General features: G+C 69.5%; 17 protein-coding genes. 9 read left to right on the forward strand and 8 right to left on the reverse strand.

The features are described 5' to 3' along the window. Positions 1–2: 2 nt before the first annotated feature. Genes QTI33_RS21300 through QTI33_RS21310 form a run of 3 tightly spaced genes read left to right on the forward strand, consistent with a single transcriptional unit; the run spans position 3 to position 2,569 of the window. Positions 3–707, forward strand: a complete 705-nt coding sequence (locus tag QTI33_RS21300; protein ID WP_286508262.1) for an ABC transporter ATP-binding protein — start codon at positions 3–5, stop codon at positions 705–707. Then, positions 704–1,966, forward strand: a complete 1,263-nt coding sequence (locus QTI33_RS21305; RefSeq protein ID WP_286508263.1) for an ABC transporter permease — start codon at positions 704–706, stop codon at positions 1,964–1,966. Before QTI33_RS21300 ends, QTI33_RS21305 begins: the two co-directional genes overlap by 4 nt. A gap of 3 nt (positions 1,967–1,969) precedes the next feature. Further along, positions 1,970–2,569, forward strand: a complete 600-nt coding sequence (locus QTI33_RS21310; protein ID WP_286508264.1) for a DUF3299 domain-containing protein — start codon at positions 1,970–1,972, stop codon at positions 2,567–2,569. Here QTI33_RS21310 and QTI33_RS21315 read toward each other — a convergent pair. Then, positions 2,566–3,858 (reverse strand): alpha/beta hydrolase, encoded by a 1,293-nt coding sequence (locus QTI33_RS21315; RefSeq protein WP_286508265.1) that lies wholly within the window; start codon positions 3,856–3,858, stop codon positions 2,566–2,568. The genes QTI33_RS21310 and QTI33_RS21315 overlap by 4 nt on opposite strands. 76 nt (positions 3,859–3,934) lie before the next feature. Here QTI33_RS21315 and QTI33_RS21320 point away from each other — a divergent pair, with 76 nt between their 5' ends. Then, complete coding sequence (locus tag QTI33_RS21320; RefSeq protein ID WP_286369278.1) at positions 3,935–4,144, forward strand: dodecin; 210 nt, start codon at positions 3,935–3,937, stop codon at positions 4,142–4,144. A 21-nt stretch (positions 4,145–4,165) separates the two neighbouring features. Here QTI33_RS21320 and QTI33_RS21325 read toward each other — a convergent pair whose 3' ends face one another. From QTI33_RS21325 to QTI33_RS21335, 3 genes are all read right to left on the reverse strand, one after another. Continuing rightward, positions 4,166–4,399, reverse strand: a complete 234-nt coding sequence (locus QTI33_RS21325; RefSeq protein ID WP_286508266.1) for a hypothetical protein — start codon at positions 4,397–4,399, stop codon at positions 4,166–4,168. Between the two features lie 116 nt (positions 4,400–4,515). Continuing rightward, on the reverse strand, positions 4,516–5,397 hold the full coding sequence (locus QTI33_RS21330) for a ZIP family metal transporter (RefSeq protein WP_286508267.1): 882 nt from the start codon (positions 5,395–5,397) through the stop codon (positions 4,516–4,518). 136 nt (positions 5,398–5,533) lie between these two features. Continuing rightward, positions 5,534–6,418 (reverse strand): transporter substrate-binding domain-containing protein, encoded by an 885-nt coding sequence (locus QTI33_RS21335; protein WP_286508268.1) that lies wholly within the window; start codon positions 6,416–6,418, stop codon positions 5,534–5,536. Between the two features lie 210 nt (positions 6,419–6,628). On the opposite strand from QTI33_RS21335, the gene QTI33_RS21340 reads away from it, so the two are divergent. Genes QTI33_RS21340 through QTI33_RS21350 form a run of 3 tightly spaced genes read left to right on the forward strand, consistent with a single transcriptional unit; the run spans position 6,629 to position 8,766 of the window. Then, positions 6,629–7,843 carry a D-amino acid dehydrogenase gene (locus QTI33_RS21340; RefSeq protein WP_286508269.1) on the forward strand — a complete coding sequence of 405 codons (1,215 nt, stop codon included), beginning with the start codon at positions 6,629–6,631 and terminating at the stop codon, positions 7,841–7,843. A gap of 16 nt (positions 7,844–7,859) precedes the next feature. Continuing rightward, positions 7,860–8,339, forward strand: a complete 480-nt coding sequence (locus QTI33_RS21345; protein ID WP_286508270.1) for an ASCH domain-containing protein — start codon at positions 7,860–7,862, stop codon at positions 8,337–8,339. Positions 8,340–8,361: 22 nt separating this feature from the next. Then, positions 8,362–8,766: a hypothetical protein gene (locus tag QTI33_RS21350; protein ID WP_286508371.1), complete on the forward strand. Its 405-nt coding sequence runs from the start codon at positions 8,362–8,364 to the stop codon at positions 8,764–8,766. An 8-nt stretch (positions 8,767–8,774) separates the two neighbouring features. On the opposite strand, the gene QTI33_RS21355 is transcribed toward QTI33_RS21350, so the two are convergent. The 4 genes from QTI33_RS21355 to polA are packed head-to-tail and all read right to left on the reverse strand — an operon-like array spanning position 8,775 to position 14,518. Then, positions 8,775–9,497, reverse strand: coding sequence for a hypothetical protein (locus QTI33_RS21355; protein WP_286508271.1), 723 nt, complete (start codon positions 9,495–9,497; stop codon positions 8,775–8,777). Continuing rightward, on the reverse strand, positions 9,494–10,405 hold the full coding sequence (locus QTI33_RS21360) for a LysR family transcriptional regulator (protein ID WP_286508272.1): 912 nt from the start codon (positions 10,403–10,405) through the stop codon (positions 9,494–9,496). The genes QTI33_RS21355 and QTI33_RS21360 overlap by 4 nt, the downstream gene beginning before the upstream one ends. A gap of 7 nt (positions 10,406–10,412) precedes the next feature. Continuing rightward, the gene (locus QTI33_RS21365) at positions 10,413–11,699 is read right to left on the reverse strand and encodes a M20/M25/M40 family metallo-hydrolase (RefSeq protein ID WP_286508273.1); all 1,287 of its coding nucleotides are present in this window, start codon (positions 11,697–11,699) and stop codon (positions 10,413–10,415) included. Positions 11,700–11,725: 26 nt separating this feature from the next. Further along, positions 11,726–14,518 (reverse strand): DNA polymerase I, encoded by a 2,793-nt coding sequence (gene polA, locus QTI33_RS21370; RefSeq protein ID WP_286508274.1) that lies wholly within the window; start codon positions 14,516–14,518, stop codon positions 11,726–11,728. A gap of 98 nt (positions 14,519–14,616) precedes the next feature. On the opposite strand from polA, the gene QTI33_RS21375 reads away from it, so the two are divergent. Beyond that, positions 14,617–14,988, forward strand: a complete 372-nt coding sequence (locus QTI33_RS21375) for a hypothetical protein (RefSeq protein WP_286508275.1) — start codon at positions 14,617–14,619, stop codon at positions 14,986–14,988. 7 nt (positions 14,989–14,995) lie between these two features. Continuing rightward, positions 14,996–16,039 carry a homoserine kinase gene (locus QTI33_RS21380; RefSeq protein ID WP_286508276.1) on the forward strand — a complete coding sequence of 348 codons (1,044 nt, stop codon included), beginning with the start codon at positions 14,996–14,998 and terminating at the stop codon, positions 16,037–16,039. Positions 16,040–16,042: the final 3 nt, after the last annotated feature.

The following is a 16,042-nucleotide window of genomic DNA, read 5'->3' on the forward strand; positions in this document are numbered from 1 at the left end:
CCGTGAGCCTTGTACTTTCGGCCGCTGCGCTGCGTTTCGCCTGGCCGGGCGCCGACCGCCCCTGCATCGACATCGAGCGCTTCGAGGTCGATGCCGGCGAAGCGGTGTTCCTGCACGGGCCGAGCGGCTGCGGCAAGAGTACGCTGCTGTCGCTGCTGGCCGGCGTGCTGATCGCCGACGCCGGCCAGGTCCGGCTGCTGGGCCACGACTGGGCCGCGCTCTCGGGCGCGGCGCGCGACCGGGCCCGGGTCGCGCACGTGGGCTACATCTTCCAGCAATTCAACCTGCTGCCCTACCTCAGCGTGCTCGACAACGTGCTGCTGCCCTGCCGCTTCTCGGCTCGCCGCATGGCCCAGGCCACGCAGGACGGCTCGGCGCTGGCGCAGGCGCGCGAGCTGCTGGCCCGGATGGGCCTGGACAGCAGCCTCTGGCAGCGCCAGGCGATGCAGCTGTCGGTCGGCCAGCAGCAGCGGGTGGCGGCCGCCCGCGCACTGATCGGCCACCCCGAGGTGGTGATCGCCGACGAGCCCACCTCGGCGCTCGACGAGGACCGCCGCGAGGCCTTCCTCGACGTCCTGCTGGCGGCCTGCGCGGTCCATCGCAGCGCGCTGGTCTTCGTGAGCCACGACCAGCGCATCGCCGCGCGCTTCTCGCGCCATGTGCTGCTGCCCGAGATCAACCGCGCCGCCTCGGGGGTGGCGGCATGACGGCGCTGTTCGGCATCGCCTGGCGCAGTGCCTGGAACCGGCGCTTCACGCTCGCGCTCACGGTGCTGTCGATCGCGCTGTCGACCTTCCTGCTGCTCGGCGTCGAACGCATCCGCACCGAGCTGCGCCAGAACTTCGCGTCCTCGGTGTCGGGCACCGACCTGATCGTCGGCGCGCGCACCGGCTCGACCCAGCTGCTGCTGTATTCGGTGTTCCGCATCGGCGCCGCCACCAACAACCTGCAGTGGAAGAGCGTGCAGGCGCTGGCCGCCCACCCGGGCGTCGCCTGGGTGGTGCCGGTGTCGCTCGGCGACTCCCATCGCGGCTTCTCGGTGCTGGCCACCACGCCCGATTACTTCGAGCACTTCCGCTACGGCAACCGCCAGCCGCTGCAGCTGCGCGAAGGCAAGCCCTTCGCCGCGCTGTTCGACGCCGTGGTCGGCGCCGAGGTGGCGGAGTCGCTCGGCTACCGCGTCGGCCAGCAGATCACGCTGGCGCACGGCAGCGGCGAACTCGACGTCTCCGAGCATGCCGACAAGCCCTTCACCGTGGTGGGCGTGCTCGCGCGCACCGGCACGCCGGTCGACCGCACGGTCCACATCGGGCTCGAGGCGATGGAGGCGATCCACCTCGAATGGGTCGGCGGCGCGCCGATGCCGGGCCTCAGGATCCCGGCCGAGCAGGTGCGCAAGTTCGACCTCACGCCCAAGACCGTGACGGCGGTGCTGGTCGGCCTGAAGAACCGGGCCGCCGTGTTCGCGGTCCAGCGCTGGGTCTCGACTTATGGCGGCGAGCCGCTGATGGCGATCCTGCCGGGCGTGGCGCTCGACGAGCTCTGGCGGGTGGTGGGCGTCGGCGAGAACGCGCTGCTGCTGATGTCGGCACTGGTCGCGCTGGTGAGCCTGGCCGGGCTGGTGTCGGTGGTGATGGCAGGCCTGAACGAGCGGCGCCGCGAACTCGCCGTGCTGCGCGCGGTCGGCGCCAGCCTGCGCCATGTGCTGGCGCTGCTGGCGCTCGAAGGGGCCCTGGTAACGCTGCTGGGTGTGCTGCTCGGCGTCGTGGCGACGGCGCTCGGCGTCGCCTGCCTGTCGCCCTGGCTGCAGTCCCATTATGGCCTGGCACTGCGGTTGACCGAACCCACGCCCAACGAATGGCTGCTGCTCGCGAGCGTGCTGGCGGCTGGCTGGCTGGCCAGTTTGCTGCCCGGCATTCGCGCCTATCGACTGTCGCTTGCAGATGGACTCTCTCCCAGGATCTGACACATGAACTTGCGCCCTCTTCTCCTGCCGTTGCTATCGCTCGCCATCGCGGGCAGCGCCTTCGCCGCCGGCCCCGCGCCCCAGGCGACCTCCCCGACCCAGCCGCTCGGCGGCAAGGTCGCCGACAAGGCCGTGCCGGGCCAGCCGCGCGTCATCACCTGGGAAGAGCTGGTGCCCAAGGACTGGGACCCTGGCAAGGAACTCAAGGGCATCGACCTGAGCAAGCTCGACGACAGCGACCCGCGCGCCAACGAGCTGCTGATGAAGCTGCAGGAGGTGTCGAACAACGCACCGACCAATCCGGCGCTCAACGGCGTCGAGGTCAAGATCCCGGGCTTCATCGTGCCGCTCGAGGAGAACAAGGGCGAGGTCACCGAGTTCCTGCTGGTGCCCTACTTCGGCGCCTGCATCCACACGCCGCCGCCGCCGGCCAACCAGATCCTCCACGTGCGCCCGAAGCAGGGTGCGAAGTTCCGCGCCATGGACACGGTCTGGGTCAGCGGCAAGCTGCAGACCGTGCGCAACGACTCGATGATGGGCGTCAGCGGCTACCAGATCGCCGCCGACAGCGTCACGAAGTACAGCGGCAGCCCGAAGCCCTAACCACCCGCCCTAGGCCGGAACAGCTGGTAGATGCGGTCGTAGAAATCGGCCGGAAAGCGCCAGTAGCGCGCGCCGCCCGGGGTCTGCTGCTCGTCGAGCCCGCGCCGCGGCGGCGGCGCGTTCAACAGGAACTGCGCCACCATGTCGCCGCTGACCCAGGGGTCGTCGTACCAGAAGGCATGCGAACTCTCGGGCAGGTTGGGGATGTCGTTCGGGTCGACGCGGATCAGGTCGAAGCGCAGCTTGCGCGACGCTTCCACCAGGAAGCGGGTCTGCTCCTCGTCGAGTTCGGTCACGTCGGGCCGGCCGGCGCGCGAGGCCCGCCCGACGATGGCGGCGAAGCGCAGCACCGAGTCGTTGAGGTTGGCCGCGATGCTCACCCGCTCGATGATGTCGATGTAGCCGCTCAGCTCGTCGACGAAGCGGCGGGTGTCGATGTCCGGCGCCGCGAAGTAGATCTGCCCGAGCCGCAGCCGCTGCTGCAGCTGGGCCCGCGTCTCGCCGGGCCGCGGCGTGCCCAGCCGCACCAGCGCCGGGCTCAGCACCTGCGCGCCGGCGCTGTAGGCCAGCACGTCGATCTTCGACGCCGTGGTGTTCTCGCCCAGCAGCTCGACCATCCGCGCGAAGGGCTCGACCGTGCTGGCCGCGTTGCTGACGTCGGTCAGGTAGCGCAGGATCGATCCCGCCGAGGGCCACATGAAGACCAGCACCACCATCCGCCGGCCGGTGAAATGGCGGAACTGCGCCGCCTGGGCGGCCGCGCGCGGCACCGTGTTGTTGGAGCCATGGACGTAGATCAGCAGTTCGCTGTTGGGACTGGCGGCCAGCGCCTTGTTGACCATCGCAAAGAAGGCCTGGGCCTCGGGCGAGTTCTTCACGTCCTCGTTCGAGCGCAACACCGCCTTCTGCTCGAGGCGCTCCAGATGGACGATCGGGCGCTCGTCGGGGTCGGCGCTGGTCGACAGGCGGTGCAGCGTCTCCCAGTCGAGCGACTCGTCGCCGACCCGCACGTGCGCCACGCCCATGCGCAGATCGTCGGTCGGCACGATGGTGTGGACCGGATCGGGCTGCTCGATCAGCGCCAGCCGGTTGGTGGCGTAGAACACCGGCACGTCGGTGGTCTTGAGCTTCTCGCCGATCTTCTCGAAGGGGTCGATGTCACCGTTGCTGAAGCTCACCGGGGTGGGCATCAGCCGCACGGGCGCGTAGCAGCCGGCCAGCAGCACCGCGGCCAGCAAGGAGAAGACAAGGCGCGAGGCCCGGCGGAATCCGACTTGAGAGGGGTGCATGCGCGGGAAGTATAGGCAGGCCCCACAGACGGCCGCGAACGTGCCACCATGGCGTTCCCGAAAAAAGGAGACCACCATGTCCGATCACGTCTACAAGCTTCTGGAGCTCACCGGCTCGTCCCCGACCAGCAGCGACGACGCGGTGCGCCGCGCGATCGCCAAGGCCAGCGAATCGGTGCGCAACATCCAGTGGTTCCAGGTCACGGAGACCCGCGGCCACGTGGTCGACGGCAAGGTCGGCCACTGGCAGGTGACGCTGAAAGTGGGCTTTACCCTGGAGGACTGAGCTTCGCCCGCGGTGGCGGGCTCAGTCCGGGGCTTGGATGACCCGGTCGAACTCCTCGTCGGCCGGCACGTTGTCGGCGTCGAGTTCGCTGGCGTCGGTGAGGTCGATGCCGGTTTCTTCCGACAGCTCGTCGGTGGCCCCGGTTTCGTCCGAATCGAATTCGTCTTCGTCCTCGGGCAAGGCGTCGTCGGCGTCGTCGATCTCGGGATCGTCTGCGGTTTCTCCGGACCGCAGAGGGGGGTCGGCGCTGGTCATGATCGGACTCCTAGATAACTGCTTCGCATGATGCGCCCCAGTGGGCGCGCCCCAGCCGAATCCACCTCGTCGGCGCAGGGACAAGAAGCTTGTCAGAAAGCGCCGCGGGTGTCCATTCAATGCGTGTGGGCGGCCTCATGGGCGGCGTCGTGGCCAGCGCCGTCATGGGCATGGTCGTGGTCGCCATGCGCCAGGCGGCTCACCAGGGTGACCAGCACGATGCCCGCCACCAGCCAGGCGATCTGCAAGGCGGTCTGGCGCGCAGGCAGCCGCTTTTGCAGCTGCGGGATCAGGTCGGCCAGCGCCACGTAGACGAAGCTGCTGGCCGCCAGCACCAGGAAATACGGCAGCCAGCCATGCAGCCGGTCGACCAGCCACCAGCCGACCACGCCGCCCATGGCCGTCATGGTGCCGGCCAGCGAGACCTTGACCAGCGCGGCCCGCGGGTTGGCCGAGCTCTGGCGCAGCACCACCAGGTCGCCGATGTGGTGCGGCACCTCGTGCGCCAGCACCGCGATCGCCGCCACCATGCCCAGCCGCAGGTCGGCGATGAAGGCCGAGGCGATCAGGATGCCGTCGCCGAAGCAGTGCACGCTGTCGCCGGTGAGCACGGCCCAGCCGCCGCCGCGCGGCGCATGGTCATGGTTGTGGGCATGCGCGTGATCGTGCGCATGGCCGTGGCCATGGTCGTCCGCGCGGCCCTGGTGATGCTCGTGCCCGTGGTGCCACAGCTCCGCCTTGTCGAGCAGGAAGAAGAAGACCAGGCCGAACAGCAGCACGCCGAACAGCACGCCGGGCTCGATCCGGCTCTCGAAGGCTTCCGGCAGCAGGTGCATGAAGGCGGTCGCGAGCAAGGCGCCCGCGGCCAGGCTCAGCAGGTGCTGCGGATTGACTCCGCCGGCGCCGCTGCGCACGCCCACGCGCAGCAGCAGCGCGGCGATCCAGACACTTCCGATGCCGGCGACCAGGGTCGCGGCGATGATGGCAAACAAATTCATGGCGGCTTCGCGCTTGGGGGGCAAAAACGAAAGCCGCCCCATCGGACGGCTTCGGCGCATCGATCTTATCAACCATGTCAAGGGGGATGCCCCGGACCCGGCGACAGCCGCGCGCGTGCGATGCCGCCGCCCGGGCTCAGGTCGCGGGCTTGTCGTTCGGCGCCTGGATGTTCTCGCGCAGCTGCGGGCTCATCGGCAGGTTCAGCGGCACGCCCTTGGGCGGGATCGGCTGCAGAAACCACTTGTTGTACATCCTCTCGAATTCGCCGCTCTTCATGAGACCGATGAAGGTGTCGTCCACCAGCTTCTTGAAGGCCGGGTCGTCCTTGGGCAGCATGCAGGCATAGGGCTCGACCTGCAGCGCGTCGCCGACGACCTCGAAGTCGGCCGGACTCTTGGCGTTGGCCATCAGGCCGAACAGCAGGATGTCGTCCATCGCGAAGGCGACCGCGCGGTCGCTCTCGACCAGCAGGAAGGCGTCGGCATGGTCCTTGCCGAGCACCAGGTCGATGTCGAGGTTCTTCTCGGTGTTGTACTTGCGCATGACCAGGGCGTTGGTGGTGCCGGTGGTGCTGGCCACGGTCTTCTTCGCCAGGTCGGCGTAGTTCTTGATCTTCGAGGACTTCTTCACCAGCAGCCGGGTGCCGGTGTAGAAGTGGTTGACCGCGAAGCTGACGTCCTTGGCACGCGCCGTGTTGTTGGTGGTCGAGCCGCACTCCAGGTCGATGGTGCCGTTGCTGATCAGCGGGATCCGGTTCTGCGAGGTCACCGGCATCAGCGCCACCTCGAGCTTGGGCTTGTCGAGCTTCTTCTTGACCGCCTCGACCACCGCGTTCGACAGCTCGACCGAGAAGCCGATCGGCTTCTCGCCGCCTGCGAGGTAGCTGAAGGGCACGGACGATTCGCGGTAGGCCAGGGTGATCTTGCCGCTCTCGGCGATCTTGGCCAGGGTGTCGGCGGCTTGGGCGCCGGTGGTGACTGCGGTGAGCAGGACCGCGGCCATCGATGCGGAGAATTTCATGGAGCCCTTTCGGCGGATTGAAGGTAAGCAAGTGTAGGAATCATTCACGCGCCGGTCACAATTCCTTTTGTGCGCCGGGGCATGACCAAAAGTTATGGGCTGGGCATGCCATGTGCTTTGGCTATGGGCTGCGGCGCTTTTGGCATTTCCCGGCGCACCGGCGCGAACCTAGAGTCGAGCCTTCCCAAACAAAAGCGAGAGGAAAGCGTCATGCACGTCTGCGTGCTCGGGGCCGGCATCGTCGGCCTGGCGACCGCCTGGCAGCTGAACCGCCAGGGTTTCCAGGTCAGCGTGATCGACCGCGCCGCGCCCGGCGCCGGCGCGAGCGGCGGCAATGGCGCGCAGCTGAGCTATTCCTACGTCCAGCCGCTGGCCGACCCGTCGATCTGGAAGCAGTTGCCCAGGCTGCTGCTGTCGCCCTCCTCCCCGCTCAAGCTGCGCCCGCAGCTCGACCCGCTGCAGTGGCGCTGGGCGCTGGCCTTCCTGGCGGCCTGCAACGCCCGCACCTCGCACGCGAGCACAGCCAGCCTGCTGGCGCTCGCGGCACGCAGCCGCGCCGCCTTCGAGGCCATGCGCGCCGACGTGGCGCCCGACTGCGATTTCTCGGCCACCGGCAAGCTGGTGCTCTACGCCGGCGCGGCGTCGCTGGCCGGCGCCCAGCGGCAGCTCGAACTGCAGCGTGCCATGGGCAGCCAGCAGCGCCTGGTCACGGCCGACGAGTGCATCGCCATCGAGCCGGCGCTGGCCAGCTACCAGGCGCGGATCGCCGGCGCCGTCCACACGCCCAGCGAATGCGCGGCCGACTGCCTCAAGGTCTGCACGGAGCTGCTGCGGGTCCTGCGCGCGCGCGGCGTGCGCTTCATGCTCGACACCGAGATCACCGGCTTCGATGCCCGCGCCGGCCGGGTGGCGGCAGTGCACGCCGCCGCCGGCGACGTCGAGGCCGATGCCTTCGTGATGGCGCTGGGCACGGCCTCGCACCGGCTCGGGCGCCAGCTCGGCGCCTACCTGCCGGTCTACCCGCTCAAGGGTTACAGCATCACGGTCGAGGTCGATCCGGCACCGGATGCGGCGCCGCGGGTGAGCGTCACCGACAGCGCCCGCAAGGTGGTGTTCGCGCGCATCGGCTCGCGCCTGCGGGTGGCCGGCATGGCCGAGCTCGTCGGCCACGACGCCAGCATTCCGGCCCAGCGCATCGAGGCCCTGGCCGAGGCCACGCGCGCCGTGTTTCCGCGCGCCGGCCGGCTCGACGCGCTGCAGCCCTGGACCGGCATGCGGCCGGCCACGCCGACCGGCGTGCCGATCGTCGGGCGGCTCGCGGGCGCCCCCTCGAACATGGTGTTCAACACCGGGCACGGGGCGCTGGGGTTCACGCTGGCCTTTGGCTCGGCCGAGCGGGCGGCCGAGCTGATTCGGCCTGGATGACACGAGGTCGACACCGATGCCCATCAGCATCCCACAGGAGATCCAGCCCTTCTGGGACAGCTTCCGGGCATCGGCCGCTGTCGACCCGACACCGCGCTTCTGCGAGGCCTTCCATTTCGGCGACACCGAAGCGCTCGCCGACGAACTGGCCGCGCTGGTGCTGGCGGGCACCAAGCGCGCCACCGCGACCCTGCTCGCATCCTTCGAGGACGAGAAGCGCCGGCCGCCCGCGGTCGGCAGCCTGAGCGTGGTCACGGACTGGCGGGGAACGCCGCTGTGCGTCATCGAGACCACAGGGCTGGCCGTGGTTCCGTTCGATGAAGTCACCGAAGCCTTCGCCGCCAGGGAAGGCGAAGGCGACAAGTCCCTGGAGGACTGGCAGAAGGCGCACACGGCGTACTTCGGCCGCGAGTGCCGGCGCATCGGCGTCGAGCCCGGCGCCCGGATGCTTCTCGTGTGCGAAGAGTTCGCCGTCGTCTTCCGTGCGATCATCTGAGGCCTCGACGGGGGCCCGCATGATCTCGACCGACTGGAAGCGCCGCGCCAGGCTGTTCATCCAGCGCTTCTGGCAACCCACCTCGGCCTGCATGAGCTGCATGCCGGGGAGCTGGGGCAATCTGATGAGTGCGGCGCACTGGGCGACCGCGCTGCAGACCGGCCTGGCGACCGGCCTCCTGGCCGTGCTCCTGAGCTTCACGCCGGCGGCCAGGCTCTACGCCAATCGCTACGGCAATGCGCTGGTGGTCGGCTGCCTGACCGCGCTGGGAGACGCCTACTCGCATGCCAATCACTACGACATCCCCTACGCCGAGGCGCTCGTGACAGGGCTCATTTCGGGGCTGCTGGCGCTGGCGGGCTCGTACCTGTTCGAAGACCGCGCGCGCCGCCTGCGGGCCGCCTGGGCGCGGATCTCGGGGCGCTGAGGGCGCGCTCAGAGGGGCCGGCGCCAGCGGCCGGACTCGGGGCACACCACGGCCCGTTCGCCCGCCAGCCGGAGCTGCCCTTCGTCGATCCCCTGCGCGGCGGCGGGATCGGTGTCGAAGGCCACCCGGAGCACGCGTGCCACGTGCAGGTCTTCGATCGGCAGCTCCCAGGTCAGGAACACCTGGGTGCAGTCCTTGTCGGGCGCGAAGTCGGCCGGGTCGAAGCCGCCGCCATGGCGCCGGATCACGGCGTGCGGCTGGCCGGTGTCGAACACCACCGCCGTCCCCCGGGCCAGCGGGATCCGGTGGCCCGCCACCGGGAAGTGCAGGTCCAGGCCCTTGTCCTCGCTCACGAAGAGATTGCAGAAGGCGGCCCCGCCATACTGCTCTCCGTCGTGGTGGTACCTCGCGCCCCGGCAGGCCATCAGGGCCAGCTCGCTGCTGGCCAGCACCTCGGCGAGCCCGAGCGTGCGGGTCCAGTCGGCCATGGCCTGCACGCAGCGCCTGTGGTCCGGCCAGCGGGCACGCGCCCGTGCCAGCGGCAGGGGCTCGACGTCGCCGGGCGCCAGTGCCAGGTGCGAAGCGACCTCGCGCTCCCAATCGGCGACCAGGCGCGCGGGCGGCGCGGGCAGTTCGAGCCGGCCCCACAGCACGACATCGCTCACGCTTCGACTGCGCATCGCGTCGCCGCTGTGGAAGAACGAAGTCAGGCGCTCGGGTGGTCGGCTCATGCGCCCCCCTTCATCTCCTCGATCGCCTCGCGCATGAAGCGCGTGATGCTGCGCACCGCGACCGAGTCAGGCCGGCCGGCGAAGCGCAGCGCGCGGACCGGCACCGGGATGTGCGGCTCGAGCGTCAGCACGTCGACCTTGGCGCGATCGGCCGAATGCGCGGTGCAGCCGTCGACCAGCGCCACGCCCAGGCCGTGGTGCGCCATCGCCAGCGCCGCATGGTAGGTCTGCACCGTGACCACCGCCTGCTGGAAGCCCACGCCCGCCTGCCGGCAGGCCTGGCTCAGGCTGGTGCCCACCGGGTCGCGGCTGTCGAGCCCGACCACCGGCAACGTGACCAGGTCGTGCAGGGCCACCGAGCCGTTGCGCAGCAGGGCCCGCGGCAGCATGCCCTTCGGGGCGATGCAGACCATGCGGCTGTCGGCCAGCGCCTCCTGCGTCAGCGAGGGATGGACCGCCGGACTGAACGCGAAGCCGACGTCGGCCTCCTGGCGCAGCAGCGCCGACATGATCTGCGGCGAATGCAGCGACTCCAGCGTCACCATGATCGACGGATGCTGCTCGCGGAAGCGCTTCAGGGCCCGCGGCAGCACCTCGTAGCTCAAGGCCAGCACGCTCAGGACACGGAGTTCGCCCGCATCGCTCGCCGTGCGCAGGTTGGCCGCCAGCCGCTGCACCTCGTCGAGCTGCGCGAACAGGCGCTCGATGTGCGGATAGAGGGCCAGTGCCTCGGTGGTGGCCGTGAGCCGGCCCTTGGCGCGCTGGAACAGCGGAAAGCCGAGCTGGATCTCGGCATGCTGCAAGGTGCGGCTGACCGCCGGCTGCGTGATGTTGATGAGCCGCGCCGCGGCGCTCACGCTGCCGGTGAGCATGATGGCGTTGAAGACCTCGATGTGGCGCAGGCGCATCGATCGCTCAGGGGGCTGCGACCTTGTCGCGCGAGATGTCCATGATCAGCTGCGCCGACAGCGACAGCCGCGGCTCGATCGAATCGATCAGCACGTACTCGGCGTCGGCCGAGTGGGCGCCGAAGCCCTGCAGGCCGAAGCGCTCGACCACCGCCGCCTTGGTCTTCAGGGCCGCGAAGGCCGCATCGGTGCCGCCGCCGGCGACCTTGTCGTCGGCCCCGAGCTCGCGGCCCATCGCCTTGTAGATCTGCTGCGCATGCAGCGCCAGCGCCCGCGAGGCGTCGTTGGCCTCGAGCGGCGGCCGGCGGCGCTCGAACTTCAGCTCGACCTTGGCCTCCGGCACGAGCTGCTTCTTCACCCGCTCCTGCACCTGCTGCTCGATGCGGTCGTAGTCCGCGACCCTGAGCACCCGCACGTCGGCGCCCGCCGAGGCGCTGGCCGGGATCACGTTGCGGTTGCTGCCCGAGCGCGAGATGGTCCAGTTCATCTTGAGACCGGTCGCCGGGTCGGACAGGTCGCGCATCTGCAGGATCTGGTGCGACAGTTCGTACAGCGCATTCACGCCCAGCTCGGGCGCCGAGCCCGCATGCGAGGCCTTGCCGGTGACGTTCAAGGTGACGGAGGCGATGCCCGCGGTGGCCAGCGACAGCTTGTCGCCGTGGATGTAGGCGCCTTCGTAGGACATCACGACGTCGTGCTCGCCACCCAGCTGCGTGATGAGCTTGCGCGCGCCGGGCGAGCTGATCTCCTCGTCGCCGTTGATCAGCACGGTCAGCGTGCCGTACTCCTTGAAGTCCATCGCCTTCAGCAGCGCCAGCGTGTGGGCGATCACGGCGATGCCCTGCTTGTCGTCGGCGATGCCCAGGCCGTAGGCCTTGTCGCCCTCGATGCGGAACGGCTGCTTGTTCAGCATGCCGATCTGGTAGACCGTGTCCATGTGCGCGATCAGCATGATCTTCTTGCTGCCGGTGCCCTTGAAGGTCGCCCGCACGACCTTGCCGATCTTCTCGGGCGTGTCTTCCATGCGGTAGGCGTCGGCCGAGGGATCGATCAGCTCGACCTGGCCGCCGAGCGCACGGAACCTGTCCGCGATCAGGTTGGCAATCTTGTCGAGCCCTTCGAGATCGCGGCTGCCGGATTCGATCGAGACCAGCTGGTTCAAGGTCTGCAGCAGCGCGGGCTTTTCCTTGGCGGCCAGCGCGGCGATGCGTGCATCGGGGGCCGCGCACGCGCTGCCCATCCAGGCGGCGCAGACGGCGCAGAGCGCGAAGGTGGCGAGAGCGGAGCGTTTCATCGGGTTCTTGTCTTCCTTGGGGTTTCTCAATGGGCCTTGTCCCAGTTGGGTCCAAAGCCGATTTCGGCCAGCAGCGGCACCTTGAGGTCGGCCACGCCCGCCATCAGGCGCGGGACTTCGGTGCGGACCCACTCGACCTCTTCCTCGGGCACCTCGAAGACCAGTTCGTCGTGCACCTGCATGATCATCTTCGTGCCGCGCTGCTCGGCATCGAGCACCTGCTGCACCTTGACCATGCTGAGCTTGATCAGGTCGGCCGCCGTGCCCTGCATCGGGGCGTTGATCGCGGCGCGCTCGGCACCGCCGCGGCGCGGGCCGTTGGGCGAGTTGATCTCGGGCAGGTAGAGCCGGCGGCCGAACACGGTCTCGACATAGCCCTTTTCCTTGGCCAGCGCCTTGGTCTCGTCCATGTAGACCTTCACGCCCGGGTAGCGGGCGAAGTAGCGCTCGATGTAGGAGGCCGCGGCCTTGGTCTCGATGCCCAGGTTGCGCGCCAGCCCGAAACTGCTCATGCCGTAGATCAGCCCGAAGTTGATCACCTTCGCATAGCGGCGCTGCTCGCTCGACACCTGGTCGACCGGCACGCCGAAGACCTCGCCCGCGGTCGCGCGGTGGACGTCGATGCCCTCGGTGAAGGCGCGCAGCAGCGATGCGTCGCCGCTGATGTGGGCCATGATGCGCAGCTCGATCTGCGAGTAGTCGGAGCTCGCGATGACACGGCCCGCGGGCGCCACGAAGGCTTCGCGCACGCGCCGGCCCTCGGGGGTGCGGATCGGGATGTTCTGCAGGTTCGGGTCGTTGCTCGACAGCCGCCCGGTCACCGCCACCGCCTGCGCATAGTGCGTGTGGACGCGGCCGCTGCGCGGATGGGCCAGGAGGCCCAGCTTGTCGGTGTAGGTGCCCTTGAGCTTGGACAGCCCGCGGTGCTCGAGGATCTTCGCCGGCAGCGGGAAGTCCTCGGCCAGCTTCTCGAGCACCTCCTCGTCGGTGCTGGGCGCGCCGCTCGGCGTCTTCTTGATCACCGGCAGGCCGAGCTTGGTGAAGAACACCTCGCCGATCTGCTTCGGAGAACCGAGGTTGAAAGGCTGGCCCGCCAGCGCGTAGGCCTCCTCCTCGAGCGCCATGATGCGCTTGCCGAGTTCGTTGCTCTGCGACGCCAGGGTCGGCGCGTCGATCAGCACGCCGTTGCGCTCGATGCGGTAGAGCGTCTCGCTGCTGGCCATTTCGAGTTCGTAGACGAAGCGCAGTTTCCCGTCGGCCTCGAGCTTCGGCCAGAGCACCCGGTGCACGTCCAGCGTCTGGTCGGAGTCCTCGCACGAATACTCGGCCGCCTTGTCGATGGCGACCTGGCTGAACGAGATCTGGTGCGCGCCCTTGCCGCACAGGTCCTCGTAGTCGATGCCGCTGCGGCCCAGGTGCCGCTCGGCCAGGCTGGCCAGGCCGTGCGGCTTGTGCACTTCGAGCACATAGCTCTGCAGCATGGTGTCGTGGGCGTAGCCCTGCACCTCGATGCCATGGTTGGCGAACACGTGGCGGTCGTACTTGACGTGCTGGCCCAGCTTCTTCTTCGCTCCGTTCTCGAGCCAGGGCTTGAGCCTGGCGAGCACCTCGTCGCGCGGCAGCTGCGCCGGCGCGTCGGGGTAGTCGTGGGCCACCGGGATGTAGGCCGCCGCGCCTGGCTCGACGCTGAAGCTCAGGCCGACGATCTCGGCGCGCATCTCGTCGAGCGAGGTGGTCTCGGTGTCGAGCGCGACCAGCTCGGCGGCCTCGATCTTCGCCAGCCACGTGTCGAAGGCCTCCCAGGTCATGACCGTGTCGTAGGCCAGGTTGCTGACCTTTTCGGCCGCCGCCTGGGCCGGGTCGCTGAACAGGTCGCCGTTCGCCTCGGGGCCGCCGCGCTTCTTGTTTTCCTCGATCAGCTCGGGCGGCACGGCGTGCGCCTCGAGCGTCTTGACCAGGCTCTTGAAGCCGTACTGCTCGTAGAAATCCTTGAGCGCGTCGACCTGCTGCGGGCCGATCGCGATCGCGTCCAGCGCCGGCAGGCCGGCCACATGCTCGCCCAGCTCGCAGTCGGTGCGGATCGTGACCAGCCGGCGGCCCTGGGGCAGCCAGTCGAGGGCCTGGCGCAGGTTCTCGCCGGCCTGGCCCTTGACCTCGGCCGCGCGCGCGATCAGGGCGTCGAGCGAGCCGTATTCGAGCAGCCACTTGGCCGCCGTCTTGGGGCCGACCTTCGGCACGCCCGGCACGTTGTCGACGGTATCGCCGACCAGCGTCTGGTAGTCGATCATCAGGCTCGGCGGCACGCCGAATTCGGCCGTCACGCCGGCCACGTCGCGCTTCTTGCCGTTCATGGTGTCGATGATCGTGACGTGCTCGTCCACCAGCTGGCTCAGGTCCTTGTCGCCGCTGGAGACGATCACCTCGATGCCCTGGCTGGCGGCGGTGCGCGCCAGCGTGCCGATCACGTCGTCGGCCTCGACCTCGGGCACGGTCAGCACCGGCCAGCCGAGCATCCGCACCACGCGGTGGATCGGCTCGACCTGGCTGCGCAGGTCGTCCGGCATCGGCGAGCGGTTGGCCTTGTAGTCGGGATACCAGTCGTCGCGGAAGGTCTTTCCGGGCGCATCGAAGACGCAGGCGGCATAGTCGGCCCGCACCTCGCGCCGCAAGGCCTGCATCATGTTGATCATTCCGCGGATGGCCCCGGTGGCGGGGCTGCCGTTGTCGCCCGGGACGGCGCGCAGATCGGGCATGGCGTGGAAGGCGCGATAGAGGTAGCTCGATCCGTCCACGAGCAGCAGCGTTTTCTTGTCGGTCATCGGGCCATTTTGCCGTGCCGCGCGGGCGCCCCGGGAAGGCCGAAAAGATAGCGTCCCGTGGCTATCTCCGAACCGGGCCCGGACCTACAATCTCATCCATGTCTTCTTCCATGCCCCTGGTCCGCCTGGCACTGCTCGCGCTGGCCTGCGCCGCGCCCGCCGCCGTCGTTTTCGCGCAAAACCCGCAGCCCGCGGCCCCGGCGCCCGCCCAGGCGCAGCCCGACCCGGACAAGGCGGCCGGCCGCCAGAACCAGAAGATTGAGCGCATCCACGTCGAGGACAGCGGCGCCACCATCGACGAACTCCGCGTCGGCGGCCAGACCCAGGACATCACGGTCAAGCCCAAGAACAACGCGCCGGCCTACCAGGTCATGCCCAACGCCGACGATCGCGGCCGCAGCCAGGGCCAGTCCGACTCCAACGCGAGCGACGGCGGCTCCCGGGTCTGGTGGAACGTCTTCAAGTTCTGAGCGCGCAGTGGCGGTTTTCACGGAAGTCGGATTCGACGAGGCAGACGCGCTCGTCCGCCGCCTCGGCCTGGGCGCCCTGACCGCCCTCAAGGGCATCGAGGGCGGCATCGAGAACACCAACTACTTCGCCAGCACCGAATCCGGCGAATACGTTCTCACCCTGTTCGAGCGCCTGGGCGCCGAGCAGCTGCCTTACTACCTCTGCCTGATGAAGCACCTGGCGGCGCGCGGCATCCCGGTGCCCGAGCCGGTGGCCGACCCGGCCGTGGCGCCGCCCCAGGGCCACCCGCTGTCGATCCCCGCCAACGCCCCCTGCGAGTTGCTGCACACGGTGGCAGGCAAGCCGGCGGCGGTGGTCCAGCGCCTGAACGGCAAGAGCGAACTGGCACCCTCGGCCGCCCATTGCGCCGAGCTCGGCCGGCTGCTGGCCCGCATGCACCTGGCGGCCCGCGACTACCCCCGCATCCAGCCCAACCTGCGCGGCCTGGCCTGGTGGAACGACACCATGCCGGTGGTGCTGCCCCACCTGGACGCCGCCCAGGCCGCGCTGCTGCGCAGCGAGCTGGCCTACCAGAACCACGTGGCCGAGTCCTCGGCCTATGCGGCGCTGCCGCGCGGGCCGGTGCACGCCGACCTGTTCCGCGACAACGCGATGTTCGACACCCACGCCAGCGCCGACGCACCACGCCTGACCGGGGTTTTCGATTTCTATTTCGCCGGCGCCGACAGCTGGCTGTTCGATCTCGCCGTCTGCCTGAACGACTGGGCGATCGACCTCGGCAGCGGCCGCCACGATGCGGCCCGGGCCGATGCCCTGCTGGCCGCCTACGGCACCGTCCGGCCGCTGACGGCGCCCGAGCGGGCGCTGCTGCCGGCGATGCTGCGGGCCGCGGCGCTGCGCTTCTGGATCTCGCGCCTGTGGGACTTCCACCTGCCGCGCGAAGCCAGCATGCTCAAGGCCCACGACCCCACCCATTTCGAGCGCGTGCTGCGCCAGCGCGCCCACGCCACCTTCGAATTTGCGACCGGCGCCGACGCGCTGGCCGCCTGACCG

The sequence above is a fragment of the Variovorax davisae genome (assembly GCF_030316845.1).
GTDB lineage: Bacteria > Pseudomonadota > Gammaproteobacteria > Burkholderiales > Burkholderiaceae_C > Variovorax > Variovorax davisae.

What these genes read in the sequence shown, in the direction of transcription:
- QTI33_RS21345 (WP_286508270.1), top strand. Translation starts at nt 7,860, where the DNA reads ATGCCCATCAGCATCCCACAGGAGATCCAGCCCTTCTGGGACAGCTTC.
- QTI33_RS21315 (WP_286508265.1), bottom strand. Translation starts at nt 3,858, where the DNA reads ATGCACCCCTCTCAAGTCGGATTCCGCCGGGCCTCGCGCCTTGTCTTC.
- QTI33_RS21360 (WP_286508272.1), bottom strand. Translation starts at nt 10,405, where the DNA reads ATGCGCCTGCGCCACATCGAGGTCTTCAACGCCATCATGCTCACCGGC.
- QTI33_RS21335 (WP_286508268.1), bottom strand. Translation starts at nt 6,418, where the DNA reads ATGAAATTCTCCGCATCGATGGCCGCGGTCCTGCTCACCGCAGTCACC.
- QTI33_RS21305 (WP_286508263.1), top strand. Translation starts at nt 704, where the DNA reads ATGACGGCGCTGTTCGGCATCGCCTGGCGCAGTGCCTGGAACCGGCGC.
- QTI33_RS21365 (WP_286508273.1), bottom strand. Translation starts at nt 11,699, where the DNA reads ATGAAACGCTCCGCTCTCGCCACCTTCGCGCTCTGCGCCGTCTGCGCC.
- QTI33_RS21310 (WP_286508264.1), top strand. Translation starts at nt 1,970, where the DNA reads ATGAACTTGCGCCCTCTTCTCCTGCCGTTGCTATCGCTCGCCATCGCG.
- QTI33_RS21340 (WP_286508269.1), top strand. Translation starts at nt 6,629, where the DNA reads ATGCACGTCTGCGTGCTCGGGGCCGGCATCGTCGGCCTGGCGACCGCC.
- QTI33_RS21330 (WP_286508267.1), bottom strand. Translation starts at nt 5,397, where the DNA reads ATGAATTTGTTTGCCATCATCGCCGCGACCCTGGTCGCCGGCATCGGA.
- polA (WP_286508274.1), bottom strand. Translation starts at nt 14,518, where the DNA reads ATGACCGACAAGAAAACGCTGCTGCTCGTGGACGGATCGAGCTACCTC.
- QTI33_RS21375 (WP_286508275.1), top strand. Translation starts at nt 14,617, where the DNA reads ATGTCTTCTTCCATGCCCCTGGTCCGCCTGGCACTGCTCGCGCTGGCC.
- QTI33_RS21320 (WP_286369278.1), top strand. Translation starts at nt 3,935, where the DNA reads ATGTCCGATCACGTCTACAAGCTTCTGGAGCTCACCGGCTCGTCCCCG.
- QTI33_RS21325 (WP_286508266.1), bottom strand. Translation starts at nt 4,399, where the DNA reads ATGACCAGCGCCGACCCCCCTCTGCGGTCCGGAGAAACCGCAGACGAT.
- QTI33_RS21355 (WP_286508271.1), bottom strand. Translation starts at nt 9,497, where the DNA reads ATGAGCCGACCACCCGAGCGCCTGACTTCGTTCTTCCACAGCGGCGAC.